Below are 14,251 nucleotides of genomic sequence, written 5' to 3' on the forward strand. Positions count from 1 at the left end.
TTCTCCTGGTTCCGCAGCTCGTACGGGTACGGCAGATCAACTGCCGTGAAGGGGTGGAAGAGAGACGAGGATCAGGCATCGACCGGTCGGCCCCTTCGGGGGCGGACAGGGGCGAGATGCCAGGTGGGGATCCCGTGCGAAGAGGCGATGCGTGATTACCGTCGCGCCCAGGCGATCGGACACAGAGCGCTCGCCAGCCTGCCCAGATCGACGTGGCGGCGTGCAGTGAGAGGGCTTCCAGCTGCCATGCGGATGAGGCTAGGGGCGGGGGTGAGGCCGGTCCATGTACGGCATGTGAAAAGTGGAACTCTGCTCGGCGCGGCAGGTCCGGCGCCTGCCGGACCGGTGTCGCGGCTGGTCAGTGTCGAGCGTGACCGCTGATCAGCTCTTGACCAGCAGGCCGCGGCTGCGCAGCACCCAGCGCTCGACCGGGCTGAAGATCAGGAGGTCGATGGCGATGCCGACGACGAGGATGAGGATGATCGCGAGGAAGACGCCGGGCAGGTCGATGTTGTTGCGGCCGTTCTCCAGCAGCTGGCCCAGGCCCAGGCCGAGGTCGGGGGAGCTGGCGATGATCTCGGCGGCCATGAGGGAGCGCCAGGAGAAGGCCCAGCCCTGCTTGAGGCCGGCCAGGTAGCCGGGCAGTGCGGCCGGCATGACCACGTGCCGGGCACCGCTCAGCCCGGTGGCGCCCAGGGTGCGGCCGGCCCGCAGGTAGAGGGGCGGGATCTGGTCGATGCCGGAGACGAGGCCGTTGGCGATGGACGGGACGGCGCCCAGCAGGATCACCGTGTACATCATGGCGTCGTTGAGGCCGAACCAGAGTACCGCCGGTGGCACCCAGGCGACTGAGGGCAGGGACTGCAGGCCCTGCAGGATCGGGCCGATCGCGGCGCGGACGAACTTCACCCGGGCGACGAGGAGGCCGAGCGGGGTGCCGATGGCCAGGGCGAGGAGGAAGCCGAGCAGGCCGCGGGAGACGCTGGTCCAGATGATGTCCAGGAGCGTGCCCTTGAGCCACATGCCGGACAGGCTGTTCCATACGGCGGACAGGGCGGGGAGTTTGGTCTCCTCGGTGACCTTGGCCGCGACGAGGATCTGCCAGACCAGCAGGACGAGGCCGACGGCCAGGAACGGCGGCAGGACCTTCTTGACGAGGAGTTCGCGGACGGGGGTGCGGTGGGTCTGGACCGCGTCCAGGGCGTCGAGGCCGGCCTCCAGGCCCGCCAGGTCGTCCGTCTTCGCCTTCGTGTCAGTGCTGGCCATGGCGGCGGATCTCCCCACGCAGGTGTTCAGTGATCTCAAGGGACAGTTCCGCGACGTCCGCGTCCTCGATGCGGCGCGGCTGGGCGATGTCCACGGTCCATTCCTTGGCGACCCGGCCGGGCCGCGAGGAGAGCAGGACCACCCGCTGGGCGAGGCGCACGGCCTCGCGGACGTTGTGGGTGACGAACAGGACGGACAGCGAGGTCTCGGCCCAGATGCGGGTGAGTTCGCCGTGCAGTACGTCCCGGGTGATGGCGTCGAGCGCGGCGAACGGCTCGTCCATCAGCAGGAGCTGGCTGTCCTGGGCGAGTGCGCGGGCCAGGGCGACGCGCTGGCGCATGCCGCCGGACAGTTCGTGGACGCGCTTGCCGTAGGCGCCGCCGAGGCGGACCAGCTCCAGGAGGCGTTCGGCTTCGGGCTTGCGGTCGGTCTTGGGCAGCCCGCGCAGGCGCAGGGCGAGTTCGATGTTCTTGCCCGCGGTCAGCCACGGGAACAGGGCGTGCTCCTGGAACATCAGGGCGGGACGGCCGCCGGGGGTTTCGATGGTGCCCGCGCTGGGCTTGTCGAGACCGGCGACCAGGTTCAGCAGGGTGGACTTGCCGCATCCGGAGGCTCCCAGGATGGTGACGAACTCGCCGGGAGCGACATCGAGGCTGATGTCGTCCAGGACGAGCTGCGATCCGGCCGGGCCGGAGAAGGACTTCGAGACGTGCTCGATGCGCGCGGCGTGCGTGTGCTCCGCTGCGATGCCCTCGGCAGCCTTGGCGAGCGTGGTGGCCATGGTCGTCACCTCCTGGGGTTGCTGGATTTCGGGGTTACTTGGCGCCGAGACCGGCGTCGGAGACCTCGGGCTTGCCGGCGGCCTTGAGGACCTTGTTCAGCAGCGTCAGGTCGTAGATCCCGGCCAGGTCGGGCTGCTCGATGAGCTTGGCCTTGACGGCCCACTCGGACTCGGTCTTCAGCGTCGTCGCCAGCGGGTCGTCGGTGACCAGGATGGACGGCCACGCCGGGTCGATGACCTTGGCGTCGAGTGCCTTGCCGCTCTCCGCCTGCAGCTTCGCGTTGGCGGAGGCCTTCGCCTTGTCCGGGTTCGCGTTGATCCACTCGTTGGTCTTCACCGTGCCCGCCAGGACGGCCTCGACGACGTCCGGGTGCTCCTTGAGGAACTTCTGCGACACGATGACGTTCGTGATCACGAACTTCTTGTCGGGCCACAGGGCGGTCTCGTCGAGGAGTACGGAGCCGCCGTCGGAGACGAGCTTGGAGGCCGTGGGCTCGGGCACCCAGGCGCCGTCGATCGAGCCCTGCTTGAAGGCGTCCGGGGTGACCTTGTTGTCCGTGCGGACGACGGAGACGTCACCCTTGCCGGACTCCGGGTCGACCGACCAGCCCTTCTCGGAGATCCAGTTGAGGAACGCGACGTCCTGGGTGTTCCCCTTCTGCGGGGTGGCGATCTTCTTGCCCCTGAGGTCGTCCAGGGTCTTGATCTTGTCCGGGTTCACGACCAGCTTGACGCCGCCGGAGGCGGAGCCGGAGATGATCCGCAGGTTGGTGCCCCTGGACTTCACGTAGGCGTTGATCGACGGCGAGGGGCCGATGAAGCCGATGTCGAGAGAGCCGCCGTTGAGGGCCTCGATCTCGGACGGACCGGCGTTGAAGGACTGCGGCTTGATCGCGGTGCCGCCCAGCTCCTTCTGGATCAGGCCCTCCTGGAGGCCGACCAGCGCGGTGGCGTGCGTCAGATTCGGGAAGTACCCGATACGCACCTCGGCAGCCGACAGCTTCTTGCCGCCGGTCGCGGCGGCGTTGGCCTTGTCGTCGTCCTCCTTCGCCTCGGAACCGTAGCCGCAGGCGGTGAGCAGCAGGGGGAGCGCCGCTGTGACGGCGATGGCGCGCAGGGTGGTGAGCGGTCTTGCGGCAGACACGGGGGTGTCCTTTCACGGGATGGTGTTCAGGGAGGTGCGGAGATGGGCGACGCGAAGCCTTCGGCACACACGGCACCCGCTCCCGGCCGTCGGCGGCGGGATCGCGGGCGCAGGCTGAGGAACGGAGAGGTGTCGGACGCCCGCGCTCGAAGGCGCGCGGTCGGTGAGGTCGGCCGAGGGGCCCGCACGGCCGCCGGTGAGCGGACTGGGGCAGCGCCCGATGGCGTACTACGCGGAGCCCGGCCCGGCGAAGGGTGTCAACAGGGCTGACAGATGGCGCTGGACGTACGGACCAGGTCAATGTGTCGGCGGGAGGTCAGAGGCAGCATCCGGCCTGCGTGGTGCAGTGTTCGCACGGCCACCTCCCTGATTCCTAGTTTTCCCACCTGGTTGGTAGGCATCTTGGCAGAGGCGGGCACCCGCCCCAAGGGGGTGGCCGCATGGTGGACGCCTAGATCTCGCGATGCGAGACGGTGCAGGTGGGGCGGGGGGTCAGGGATTGGACCAGGCCCCGGGGGTATCGGCCAGCGCCGATACGCCAGAGGGCAGGGCGGACGATGCGACATCGGCCAGTGACACGCCGTCGAGGATCTCGCGCACGTTGGCCCGCAGTGCGATCCACAGGGGGAGCAGCGACTCGGCGGGGCCGGTGTAGGACAGGTCCGGTGGGCGGACCCCGCGCACCGAGACGAGCGGTCCGTCCACGATGCGGATGACATCCGCGATGCTGATGGACTGGGCGGGCTTGGCCAGCCGGTAGCCGCCGTTGCCGCCGCGCTGGCTGAGCACGAGACCGCCTCGGCGCATGTCGTTCAGGATGCCCTCGAGGAACTTGTGCGGGATGTCCTGGGCGTCGGCGATGGCTTCGGCCTTCACTGGCCCGTCACCCTGTGACGCGGCAAGCTGCAGCGCGGCACGTACCGCATAGTCCGCCCTGGCTGAGATCCGCATAGGGACATTATCCGGCATGGACTCGGCCGGCGTCGGTCGAGGGTGGCCGCAGGCTGCCGGGCAGGTGGCCATGCCCGGCAGCCGAGGGGATCAGGTCCGGATCCGCGTGCTGAGCGGTGCCCTGCGGGTCAATGGAAGGCTGCCGTCACCGCGCGGTGGGAGCCGTTGAGATAGTGCTCGCCGATGGAGCGCAGGCGGTGCGCGACCGGGCGATGGGCTGTCAGGACCCGGGCGTTGCGCCAGAACCGGTCCAGGCCGGGGGCGTCGGCGAGTTCCAGCACCCGGGCGGTGATGTGCAGGGTGGCCTTCGACGTCACGGCCTCGGCGGTGGCGACCAGGGCGGCGACGCCCGCGGGTACCTCGGCATCGAGCTGCGCACCCGCGGCGAGGGCCTGCGCCATCACCTCCGTCGCCCGGTCGACCACGGCGGTGGCCGTCTGAGCGGCAGAGGCGAGTTCCCCGTACGTCAGGAAGAGGTCCGGGTCCTCGCCGGGCAGCCGGTGTGCGCGGCCGCCCCTGCTGAGGTCGCGCGCTTCGGTGAGAGCGCCCTCGGCGATGCCGAGGCCGACGTGGCACAGGGCGAGCCGGAGCGTCGGCTCCGCGAGCGCGGTGAAGGGCGCGGTCGACTCCTCGTCGTGCGGCCGGCGGCCCAGCACCTGCCCGGGCGTGACGGTGACCCGGTCCAGGACGACCTCGCCCGCGCCGGCGACCCGCTGCCCGAGGCGGTCGTGGGCGGGTTCGACGGTCACGCCCTGTGCGCCGGATGGGATCCGTACGACCAGGACGTCACCGGTCGCGGCGCAGACGGCGTCCACCACGATCTGGTCGGCCGCGGCCACCGCCGTGTCCACGGACCGGCGCCCGTTCAACAGGTAGCCGGTGACGCGCGGCCTCAGTGTGAGGTCCGGTCCCTCGGTGTCGCCGTTGGGCGCGGGAGTGCGGACCGCCCCGGTCCACAGCCACCGCTCGCGCACCGACTCCTCTTCGAGGGCGGTCGCGTGCTCGTGACTCGCGTAGAAGCGTCCGCTCCAAGCGTGTACGTAGTGGCGGGCGAGTACGTCGCCGACAGAGCTGTCCGCTGCGGCGATCTCCCGTATGACGGCGCATCCGGTACGCCAGTCCGCCCCGCGGCCCGGCCCGGGCGGGGTGAGGGCCGCCGGCAGGCCGGCCTCGCGCAGCCGGGCCGCCTCGTCGGTCGGCGGCCTGCCCGCCTGATCGCGGACGATGGCGTCCGCGGCGAGGTCGTCCGCCACGTCACGGGCGGTACGCAGGAGCGCGCGGCGCCGCTCGTCGGCGGACCGGAGGCCGGCGGGGCCGGGTGTCGTCCGCATGGGCGTCACCGGCAGGCCCCGGTGCCGCTGTGTGGCGCGGGGGCTGGGCGGACAGCGGTGCCATGGGGGATGGCGGTGGTCATGTCGGCTACTCCGGAACGTTGTTGGGTGGCGTCGGCCGGCTGCCGGATCCCCACCTTTCCCATCGGATTGATAGGGATACTCGCCCTGGAGCGGCCTTCCCGGCAAGGCGTGACCGAATGGTGGACACTTCGATCTCGGGATGAAGGACGGCGCAGGTCAGCGGCCGGCTTGCGGGCTGGGTCGTCGCCGGATCCTCCGTCAGGGAGTGTGTGAACCCATGGAGTTCGCCCGATGGGATACCTGCCGGTGAGCCTTCGCCCAGGCGGAGATCCGCTGCGGCGACAGGGGTAGCCAGGCCCCCTTCGCCCACACATTTCCTATGCAATCAGTAGGGAAGTATTGACGCGTGCCCGCCACGCACTTCACGATGTGGTCATGTCCCCGTCGCAGCCGTTGCTCGTACGCCGCAGGCACGTTGACTTCCGTCTCGTCGCCAGCGCCATCTGCCGACCCGTTTAGGGCTGCTTTCGACAGGGCATTTGCTCGAAGCGCGCCGGTGTTCCGGCTGCCGCTTCTCGCTGTGCTCCGCGCCTTTCGTGACCCCGGCCCTTTGGGTCGTACGGATCCGCCCGGCGTGCGACGCGACGGCTCTCCCGGTCGACTCCGTCGCGGAGACCCCACGCCCTGTCGTGCCCGAACACCCGGCATCCGTACCTCGATCCGCGCAGCCGAAGGGGCTCATCGTGACCACCGCAATTCCCGCACCCGCCGTCCGCCGTTACCCGGCCCCGCGCCTCCAGCTGGTCGGCGACCGTCCGCCCGCCGTCTTCGCCGACGGTACCTATGGCGGCCGTGTCGGATACCTCGTGTTCCTGCCGGCGGACGTCGACCCGGTGGCGCTGATGAAAGCGCACGGTATACGCCCGGAGATCCGCTCCCTGGAGCCCGGGACGCTTCCGGTTCCCGAGCCGGAACCGGCCCCGTACCCCGACCCCGTCGAGCACGACGCCATCCGGGTCGACCGCGCACGTCGGCTGGTCGAGGTCGACGGACGCGAACTGGAGCTCACCTACCTGGAGTTCGACCTCCTGGCCCACCTCGTGTCCCATCCGTACACGGTCCACACGCGTGATGCCCTCATCTCGGGCATCTGGGGTTACGGGCACATCGGTGACGGCCGTACGGTCGATGTCCACATAGCCCGGCTGCGCCGCAAGCTCGGCCCCGCCTACCGGGACCGCATCTCCACCGTGCGCCGCGTCGGCTACAAGTACGCCCCCGACCACCAGTAGCCCCACGCCGGTCAGGCGGAACTTCTGTCGCCACCGCCGCCGGTTTCTCAGGCGCTCGCGATGACCAGCAGAGTTCGGGCGGCGGCGGGGCCCGCCAGGCGGCAGCGGTGCGGGACTTCGCCCCGGTGGTGGGCGCTCTGTCCGGCGCGCAGGGTCAGCGGTTCCTCGCCCTCGACTTCGAGGATGATCTCGCCCTCCAGTACGTAGAGGAAGTCCTCGCCGGGGTGCTCGAACCAGCCGCGCTCGCCCTGGCCGGGCTCGAAGTGGTGCTCGTAGGCCTCCATCAGCGCGCTGCGCCCGCCGGGGATGAGGACCTGGGCGATCTGCCCGGCCGCCTCGCTGACGCGGATCACCTGCGGGTCGCTCTCGTGGCTGACCGCACCCCGTCGGGCGGGCGGTCGCAGGAAGGTTCCCGGGGTGACGTCCAGCGCCTCCGCGATCCGGTAGATCGAGCTGAGGCTGGGCGTGGCGAGGCCGCGTTCGAGCTGGCTGAGGAACGGCTGGGAGAGGCCCGAGCGGGTGGCGAGGACGGCCATGGAGACGCCGCGCTGTTTGCGGCAGCTCCGGATCACCCGTCCGACCTCGATCGCCTCGGGCGTGGGTTCAGGTCGAGACACGCAGGTGAACGTACCTCATCACCGATCAAGCACCGGGGGTCCCGACGAGGTTTCGTACTGCCGCAACACTCCCGTCATAAGCGTGGTCAATTATTGACCTCACTTATTGACGACGAGGAACCGAACGAGGAGCCGCCCCGTGCACGCCACCCCCTCACCGCCCGGCCGGAGCCTCAGCCGGCTCGGGCCGGCCCTGGGCGCGGCAGGTGCCCTGCTCGCGCTGTGGTCCCTGCTCGCCTGGTCCGGTGCGGTGGCCCCGGGGCTGCTGCCCACCCCCGGCGAGACCGCGGCCGCGCTCGCGGACAGCGCCCGCAGCGGCATCCTGGCCGCTGATCTCGGCGCCAGCCTGGCCCGCGCCGGGCAGGGTTTCGTGCTCGGTGCCCTCGTGGGCAGCGCGCTGGGCTTCGCCACCGGCCATCTGCCGAGGCTGTCCGCCGCCGTCACCCCGCTCGTCTCCTTCCTGCGCCCGATCCCGGCCATCGCGCTGGTGCCGCTCGCGACCGCCTGGTTCGGCATCGGGGAGACCGCCAAGCGCCTGCTCATCGCGTACGCCGTGCTGCTCGCCGTCTGGCTGTACGTACACGACGGGGTCTCCCGGGTGCCGGCGTCCCATCTGAGGGCGGCTCGGTCGCTGGGCGCGCCGCTGCACCGGCGGTTCACCGAGGTGCTGCTGCCCGCCGCCGCGCCCGCACTGCTCGCCGCGTTGCGGTACGGGGCCTCGGTGGCGCTGCTCGCCCTGGTGGCGGCGGAACTGGGCGGCGCGGACAGCGGGTTGGCGTACCGGCTCCAGGTGGACGGCCAGTTCCTGCGCGTGGACCGGATGTTCGCCGGGCTGTTCGTGCTCGGGCTGCTCGGCGTGGCCGTCGACCTCGTACTGGCCGCGGTCGGCCGCCGGTTCGTGCACTGGAGCGCCTCATGAGCCTGGGAGTACGACTGGAGGGGCTATCGGTCCACTACGGGGCCGCCCCGGTGCTGGAGCGCACCGATCTGGAGCTCCCGGCGGGCTCGTTCACGGCGCTGCTGGGGCCCAGCGGGTGCGGCAAGTCCACGGTTCTCAATCTGGTGGCCGGGTTCGTGCGGCCCGCCGAAGGGCGGGTGACGGTGGGTTCCGCCCCCGTGCGCGGGCCGGGCCCGGAGCGGGGCGTGGTCTTCCAGCACTACGCGCTGTTCCCCTGGCGCACCGCCCGCGGCAACGTCGAATTCGCCCTCAAGCGGCTCGGCCTGCCGCGTCCGGAGCGCCGCCGGCGCGCCCTCGCGGCACTGGCCGAGGTAGGGCTGGCGGACGGCGCCGAGAAGTACCCGGCGCAGCTGTCCGGCGGCATGCAGCAGCGTGTGGCACTGGCCCGTGCCCTGGCCGCCGAGCCCGAAGTGCTGCTGATGGACGAGCCGTTCGGAGCGCTGGACGCACTGACCCGGACCCGGATGCAGACCCTGCTGCGGGAGCTGTGGCAGCGCCGCGGAACCACCGTCCTGTTCGTCACGCACGACATCGACGAGGCACTGGCCCTCGCCGAACGGGTCGTCGTCCTCGGCGGAACCCCTGGGCGGGTGCTGGCCGACCACACCGTGCCCGCCGGGCCGCCCGACCTGGACCTGCGCTCACTGATCGCCCGTCATCTCGGCTCCGACTGAAGTTCCCTCGGCTCCCTCCCCTGCTCCCACCTCCGTCCCCGGAAGGACTTCCCCATGCTCAGACCCCGTGCAGTGGCCGCACTGTTGACGGCGGCCGTGCTCACCTCGGCCTGCGCCGGCGGCTCCGGCCCCGCGGCCGGCGGCCGCTCCGCCGTCTCCCTCGCCGGGAGCGACCACCTCGGCGGGGCGCCCGTCTACGTCGCCCAGGAGCACGGGCTGTGGTCCGCCGAGGGCATCGACGCCACCGTGACCGCCCAGCCCAGCGGGCGGGACGCCCTGAACGCCGTGCTCGGCGGTCAGGCGCAGCTCGGCGTCGTGGGTGATCTGCCCGCGGTGACGGCCGCGCTGAGTGGGCGCGAGCTGCGGATCGTCGCCGACCTGTCCCGGTTCTCCGACTGGCGCCTGCTGACCCGGACCGACCGGCAGATCACCGGGTTCGCCGCGCTGAAGGGCCGCACGGTCGGAGTCCCGCAGGGTACGAACGTCGAGTACGCCCTGTCACGGATGCTCGCCTCCGCGCAGCTGACGGCCGCTGACGTGACCGTGGTCAACCTCGCCCCGAACCAGGTCACTTTGGCGCTGGCCCGAGTCGACATCGACGCCGGGGTCACCTTCCCCAGCTTCTACGACGCCGCCCGCACCACCCTCGGTGACCGCTACGCCGAGCTCCCCTTCACCGGCTACACGGCCCGGACCCTGCTCGTCGCGGGTCCGGCGGCGACCGAGGGGACCACCACGGCCGTGCTTCGGGCGCTGCTGAAGGCCCAGGGCGAGATCGCCGCCGACCCGGCCGCCGCGCGAAAGGCCGTACTCGCCCAGTCCAAGGGCGCGCTCCAGGCCGGCTATGTGGACGCCTTCCAGCCCCGCTACGGCTACGGCGCGACCCTCTCGCCCGAGCTGCTGGCCCAGTTGGAGCAGGAGGCCGGCTGGGCGAAGGCCGCCCAGAGCCTGCCGGGCTCCGCCGACCGCGCCGCGCTGCTGAAGCATCTGCACCCCGCGCCCCTGACGGCCGTCGACCCGGCCGCCGTCACCGTCCGCTGAACCCGCCCCCGAGACAGGAGATCCCCATGACCGTCGACCAGAACACCCTGCGCCGCCGCGGCGTCGGCCTGAACGCCCATGACCCCGCCCGCAGTTACGGCGGCTACACCCTCTACACGCCCATCACCAGCACCGGCGAGATCCACCTCGTCGACATCGAGGGCCGGCCCGTCCACACCTGGAACTCCCCGCACCCGCCCGGCCGCCAGGCGCAGCTCCTCCCGGGCGGCAACCTCTTCTACGCGGCCAAGGACACCAGCAGCCCCACCCTCTTCCCCATCTGGGACGTCTACCACGGCGGCATCTTCCAGGAACTGGCCCCCGACTCCACGGTCCTGCGCGAGGTCCGCCACCCCTTCCACCACCACGACGCCTCGATCCTGCGCAACGGCAACCTCATCGTCACCGTCGTCGAACCCCTGGACCCGGCCGACGCGGCCCGCATCCGGGGCGGCATCCCCGGCTCCGAAGCCGCGGGCGGGGTGATCTACGGGGACGTGGTGTACGAGCTGACCTGGGGCGGGGAAGAGGTGTGGCGCTGGGCCGCCATCGAGCACCTCGACCCCGAGGAGTTCCCGCTGGACACGCACTTCGCCCGTGAGCACTGGCCCATGGCCAACACCGTCAACGAACGCGCCGACGGCTCGATCGTCCTGGGCTTCCGCAGCGCGTCCTCCACCGTGGCCGTCGACCGCGCCGACGGGTCCGTGCTGTGGCACATCGGCCCCGACGTCCTGGCGCAGCAGCACCACCCGCACGAGCTGGCGGGCGGCAACATCCTGGTCTTCGACAACGGCACCTACCGCGACACCACGTCCGTTCCGTACTCGCGGGTGCTGGAGCTCGACCCGCGGACGGGCAAGGAGGTGTGGTCGTACGAGGACAACCCGCCGCAGAACTTCTACAGCCCGTACATGTCCAGCGCGCAGCGCCTGCCGAACGGGAACACCTTCATCGCGGAGGGCTCCTTCGGCCGGCTCTTCGAGGTGACGCCCGCCGGTGACGTGGTGTGGGAGTTCGTGGTCCCGCAGTTCCGGTCCTTCGGCGAGGGCGTGGGCCTGGAGTCCTCGGCCGGCGCCCAGAACTCCGTCTTCCGCGCCTACCGGTACTCCGCCGACCAGTTCCCCTGGCTGTGAACGACAGTCCGGTTCATTTCACCGGAAGGCGTTGTGTGTACGGCGGATGAAATTGCCGCACGCTTCCGCCAATACCGATATCAGGACCGTTGACAGCCCTTCTCCAGGCTGCCTAACTTACGCCGCAGATAACGACATCAGCGGCCTCTTCTGTCCGGCATGACGGCTGCTTTTCGATTCTTCGATTTATCGAATGCTGCTGGAGTGCCCTTGACTGAATCTCTCGTCCTCACCGCGCCCCCGGGACCGCCGGCGCCGGCCGAGCGGGTCCTCCCGCTCCGCCGGCCCGGGCGGTGGGTCGCCACCGCCCTCGTGCTGGTGCTGGTCTCCCAGGCCGCCCACGGGCTGCTGACCAATCCCTTCTACCAATGGGACCGGTTCGGGTACTGGTCCGTCCGGCCGGTCATCCTGGAGGGCCTGTTCATCACCCTCCAGGTGGCCGCGTACAGCGCGGTCCTGGGCCTCGCGGGCGGCATCCTGCTCGCCCTCGGCAGGCTCTCCACGAACCCCGTACTGCGGTCGGTGAGCTGGACGTACATCTGGCTGCTGCGCTCGGTGCCGCTGATCGTGGTCCTGCTCTTCCTCTACAACCTGAGCGCCCTCTACCCCACCCTGAGCATCGGGGTGCCCTTCGGGCCCGCCTTCTTCACCTTCGACGAGTCGCGGCTGGCCACCGACATCGTCGTGGCGGTCGTGGGACTGAGTCTGAGCGAAGCGGCGTACGCGGCCGAGGTGGTACGGGCCGGTGTGCTCTCCGTCGACCAGGGCCAGCACGAGGCGGCGGCCGCGCTGGGACTGCCCAGGCGGTACCAGTTCGCCCGGATCGTCTTCCCCCAGGCGCTGCGCTCCATCGTCCCCGCCTACGTCAACCAGCTGATCGGGCTGGTCAAGGCCACCTCGCTGGTCTTCTACGTATCGCTGCTCGACCTGTTCGGCACGGTGCAGAGCCTCGGCAGCACCTACTCCGGCGACGTCGTGCCGCTACTGCTGGTGGCCACCTCCTGGTACGTGGTGCTCACCAGCGTCCTCTCGGTCGTCCAGTTCTACGTCGAGCGGTACTACGCGCGCGGCGCGCTGCGCACCGTCCCGCCCACCCCCCTGCAGCGGGCCCGGACGGGCCTGCGCGATCTCCGGGACCGCTTCCGGAAGGAGACGGCGCGATGACCGCCATCGCGCGGGCCGCCGCGATCGAGGTCCACGACGTGCACAAGTGGTACGGCCGACAGCAGGTACTGGACGGGGTGAGCCTGACGCTGCGGCCGGGCACGGTCACCGCGATCCTGGGCCGCTCCGGCTCCGGCAAGTCCACCCTGCTGAGGGTCATCACCCACCTGGAGAAGCCCGAGGCCGGATACGTAAGCGTCGGCGGCGAGCTGATCGGGGTGCAGCGGAACGGCGGGAGGCTGAAGGAGCGGAGCGAGCGGGCGATCCTCGCCCAGCGCGGGCGGATCGGCTTCGTCTTCCAGAACTTCAACCTCTTCCCGCACCTGACCGTGCTGGACAACGTCGCCGCGGCCCCGGTGGCCACCGGCAGGCTGCCGCGTCCGCAGGCCCGGGCCCTGGCGCGCGAACTCCTGGAGCGCGTCGGGCTCGGCGACCGGACCGGCGCCTACCCGCGGCAGTTGTCCGGCGGCCAGCAGCAGCGCGTGGCCATCGCCCGCGCCCTCGCGCTCCGGCCCGGCGTCATCCTCTTCGACGAACCCACCTCCGCGCTCGACCCCGAACTCGTCGGCGAGGTGCTCTCCGTGATCAAGGACCTGGCCACCGGCGGAACCACGCTGGTCATCGTCACGCACGAGATCGGCTTCGCCCGCGAGGTGGCCGACGAGGTCGTCTTCCTCGATGGTGGCCGCATCGTCGAACAGGGCCCGCCCGAGCAAGTACTGGACCGGCCCGTCCATCCCCGTACGCGGGAGTTCCTGAGCAAGGTGCTCTGACTCCGCCGCGCCCCACCCCGCCCCACCAACCCTTCCGAACCGAAAAGGAACACCATGCAACGCCGACGCTCCCTGCGCACCAGATTCGTCCGCGGCCTCGGCGCCGCCACCGCCACCGTGGCGCTCGCCTCCGGCCTCACCGCGTGCGGGGGCGACGCCGAGGCCACCGGACCGGGCTCCGGCAAGGTCACCGTCGGCGCTGTGTCCAACGGCGCCGCCCAGCAGGCCGAGCTGTCCGTCCCGGTGGTCGAGTCCCTGCGCGCTCAGCTGCCCGCTGAGGTCCGCGAGCGCGGCGAACTCGTCATCGGGGTCGGCGCGCTGCCCGCCGGCTTCCCGCCACTGGCGTACGTCGGCACCGACCAGAAGACCCTGACCGGGGCGGAACCGGACCTCGGCCGTCTGGTGGCCGCCGTGCTCGGGCTCAAACCGGTGGTGAAGAACTCCACCTGGGAGAACCTCTTCGTCGGCATCGACAGCGGCAAGGTGGACGTGGCCTTCACGAACGTCACGGTCACGGAGGAGCGCAAGAAGAAATACGAGTTCGCCTCCTACCGGCAGGACAACCTGGCCTTCGAGACGCTGAAGGACAACCCCTGGAACTTCGGCGGCGACTACCGCAATCTCGCGGGAAAGACGGTCGCGGTCAGCTCGGGCACCAACCAGGAGAAGATCCTGCTGGAGTGGCAGAAGAAGCTCCAGGCGGAGGGCAAGGACATCACCGTCAAGTACTTCCCCGACGCCAACAGCACCTACCTGGCCCTGAGCGGCAGGAAGATCGACCTCAGTTTCGGCCCGAACCCGTCCATCGCCTACCACATCACCCAGACGGCGAGCGGCAACGCTCCCACGCGCAGTGCGGGTTCGTTCTCCGGGGCCGGTGAGTCGCTCCAGGGCCTGATCGCCGCGACCGCGAAGAAGGACAGCGGGCTCGCCAAGCCGGTGGCAGAGGCGATCAACCACCTGATCAAGAACGGCCAGTACGCGCAGCTGCTCACCGCCTGGAACCTGGCCAACGAGGCCGTCACCACCTCGGAGGTCAACCCTCCGGGCCTGCCGGTGACCAACTCCTGAACCCCCGGCCCCCGGGCCGCGCCACGGA

16 protein-coding genes are annotated in these 14,251 nt (G+C 70.8%); 8 read left to right on the top strand and 8 right to left on the bottom strand.

Annotated features, from left to right (window positions below):
- Positions 1 to 155 precede the first annotated feature (155 nt).
- From OG429_RS38130 to OG429_RS38155, 7 genes are all read right to left on the bottom strand, one after another.
- A complete protein-coding gene (locus OG429_RS38130; protein ID WP_328929836.1) occupies positions 156 to 248 on the bottom strand; it encodes a putative leader peptide in 93 nt (30 codons plus the stop codon).
- 133 nt (positions 249 to 381) lie between these two features.
- A complete protein-coding gene (locus tag OG429_RS38135; RefSeq protein ID WP_328929837.1) occupies positions 382 to 1,266 on the bottom strand; it encodes an ABC transporter permease in 885 nt (294 codons plus the stop codon).
- A complete protein-coding gene (locus OG429_RS38140) occupies positions 1,253 to 2,047 on the bottom strand; it encodes an ABC transporter ATP-binding protein (protein WP_328928294.1) in 795 nt (264 codons plus the stop codon). Before OG429_RS38140 ends, OG429_RS38135 begins: the two co-directional genes overlap by 14 nt.
- A gap of 34 nt (positions 2,048 to 2,081) precedes the next feature.
- Complete coding sequence (locus OG429_RS38145; RefSeq protein WP_328929838.1) at positions 2,082 to 3,191, bottom strand: aliphatic sulfonate ABC transporter substrate-binding protein; 1,110 nt, start codon at positions 3,189 to 3,191, stop codon at positions 2,082 to 2,084.
- A gap of 257 nt (positions 3,192 to 3,448) precedes the next feature.
- On the bottom strand, positions 3,449 to 3,757 hold the full coding sequence (locus tag OG429_RS41640; RefSeq protein WP_443051297.1) for a putative leader peptide: 309 nt from the start codon (positions 3,755 to 3,757) through the stop codon (positions 3,449 to 3,451).
- Positions 3,684 to 4,142 carry an RrF2 family transcriptional regulator gene (locus OG429_RS38150; protein WP_328929839.1) on the bottom strand — a complete coding sequence of 153 codons (459 nt, stop codon included), beginning with the start codon at positions 4,140 to 4,142 and terminating at the stop codon, positions 3,684 to 3,686. The genes OG429_RS41640 and OG429_RS38150 overlap by 74 nt, the downstream gene beginning before the upstream one ends.
- Before the next feature lie 128 nt (positions 4,143 to 4,270).
- Positions 4,271 to 5,473 (bottom strand): acyl-CoA dehydrogenase, encoded by a 1,203-nt coding sequence (locus tag OG429_RS38155; protein ID WP_328929840.1) that lies wholly within the window; start codon positions 5,471 to 5,473, stop codon positions 4,271 to 4,273.
- Between the two features lie 767 nt (positions 5,474 to 6,240).
- On the opposite strand from OG429_RS38155, the gene OG429_RS38160 reads away from it, so the two are divergent.
- Entirely contained in the window at positions 6,241 to 6,789 is a 549-nt protein-coding gene (locus OG429_RS38160; protein ID WP_328929841.1) for a winged helix-turn-helix domain-containing protein, read from the top strand.
- A gap of 47 nt (positions 6,790 to 6,836) precedes the next feature.
- Here OG429_RS38160 and OG429_RS38165 read toward each other — a convergent pair whose 3' ends face one another.
- A complete protein-coding gene (locus OG429_RS38165) occupies positions 6,837 to 7,406 on the bottom strand; it encodes a helix-turn-helix domain-containing protein (protein ID WP_328929842.1) in 570 nt (189 codons plus the stop codon).
- Between the two features lie 139 nt (positions 7,407 to 7,545).
- Between OG429_RS38165 and OG429_RS38170 the strand changes: the two genes are divergently transcribed.
- The 7 genes from OG429_RS38170 to OG429_RS38200 all read left to right on the top strand — a co-directional run bounded on the left by OG429_RS38170 (position 7,546) and on the right by OG429_RS38200 (position 14,223).
- Positions 7,546 to 8,325, top strand: coding sequence for an ABC transporter permease (locus tag OG429_RS38170; RefSeq protein ID WP_328929843.1), 780 nt, complete (start codon positions 7,546 to 7,548; stop codon positions 8,323 to 8,325).
- The gene (locus OG429_RS38175; RefSeq protein WP_328929844.1) at positions 8,322 to 9,038 is read left to right on the top strand and encodes an ABC transporter ATP-binding protein; all 717 of its coding nucleotides are present in this window, start codon (positions 8,322 to 8,324) and stop codon (positions 9,036 to 9,038) included. Before OG429_RS38170 ends, OG429_RS38175 begins: the two co-directional genes overlap by 4 nt.
- A 54-nt stretch (positions 9,039 to 9,092) precedes the next feature.
- Entirely contained in the window at positions 9,093 to 10,079 is a 987-nt protein-coding gene (locus tag OG429_RS38180; protein WP_328929845.1) for an ABC transporter substrate-binding protein, read from the top strand.
- 26 nt (positions 10,080 to 10,105) lie between these two features.
- A complete protein-coding gene (locus tag OG429_RS38185; protein ID WP_328929846.1) occupies positions 10,106 to 11,215 on the top strand; it encodes an aryl-sulfate sulfotransferase in 1,110 nt (369 codons plus the stop codon).
- Between the two features lie 159 nt (positions 11,216 to 11,374).
- Positions 11,375 to 12,379 carry an amino acid ABC transporter permease gene (locus OG429_RS38190; protein ID WP_443051298.1) on the top strand — a complete coding sequence of 335 codons (1,005 nt, stop codon included), beginning with the start codon at positions 11,375 to 11,377 and terminating at the stop codon, positions 12,377 to 12,379.
- Entirely contained in the window at positions 12,376 to 13,152 is a 777-nt protein-coding gene (locus tag OG429_RS38195; protein WP_328929848.1) for an amino acid ABC transporter ATP-binding protein, read from the top strand. Before OG429_RS38190 ends, OG429_RS38195 begins: the two co-directional genes overlap by 4 nt.
- Positions 13,153 to 13,206: 54 nt before the next feature.
- Positions 13,207 to 14,223, top strand: coding sequence for an ABC transporter substrate-binding protein (locus tag OG429_RS38200; RefSeq protein ID WP_328929849.1), 1,017 nt, complete (start codon positions 13,207 to 13,209; stop codon positions 14,221 to 14,223).
- Positions 14,224 to 14,251: the final 28 nt, after the last annotated feature.

The organism is Streptomyces sp. NBC_00190, from assembly GCF_036203305.1.
Classification (GTDB): Bacteria; Actinomycetota; Actinomycetes; order Streptomycetales; family Streptomycetaceae; genus Streptomyces.

Coding starts and splice junctions, on each gene's coding strand:
- OG429_RS38130 (WP_328929836.1), bottom strand. CDS start 248: ATGGCAGCTGGAAGCCCTCTCACTGCACGCCGCCACGTCGATCTGGGC.
- OG429_RS38135 (WP_328929837.1), bottom strand. CDS start 1,266: ATGGCCAGCACTGACACGAAGGCGAAGACGGACGACCTGGCGGGCCTG.
- OG429_RS38140 (WP_328928294.1), bottom strand. CDS start 2,047: ATGGCCACCACGCTCGCCAAGGCTGCCGAGGGCATCGCAGCGGAGCAC.
- OG429_RS41640 (WP_443051297.1), bottom strand. CDS start 3,757: ATGTCGCATCGTCCGCCCTGCCCTCTGGCGTATCGGCGCTGGCCGATA.
- OG429_RS38150 (WP_328929839.1), bottom strand. CDS start 4,142: ATGCGGATCTCAGCCAGGGCGGACTATGCGGTACGTGCCGCGCTGCAG.
- OG429_RS38155 (WP_328929840.1), bottom strand. CDS start 5,473: ATGCGGACGACACCCGGCCCCGCCGGCCTCCGGTCCGCCGACGAGCGG.
- OG429_RS38175 (WP_328929844.1), top strand. CDS start 8,322: ATGAGCCTGGGAGTACGACTGGAGGGGCTATCGGTCCACTACGGGGCC.
- OG429_RS38180 (WP_328929845.1), top strand. CDS start 9,093: ATGCTCAGACCCCGTGCAGTGGCCGCACTGTTGACGGCGGCCGTGCTC.
- OG429_RS38185 (WP_328929846.1), top strand. CDS start 10,106: ATGACCGTCGACCAGAACACCCTGCGCCGCCGCGGCGTCGGCCTGAAC.
- OG429_RS38190 (WP_443051298.1), top strand. CDS start 11,375: ATGACGGCTGCTTTTCGATTCTTCGATTTATCGAATGCTGCTGGAGTG.
- OG429_RS38195 (WP_328929848.1), top strand. CDS start 12,376: ATGACCGCCATCGCGCGGGCCGCCGCGATCGAGGTCCACGACGTGCAC.
- OG429_RS38200 (WP_328929849.1), top strand. CDS start 13,207: ATGCAACGCCGACGCTCCCTGCGCACCAGATTCGTCCGCGGCCTCGGC.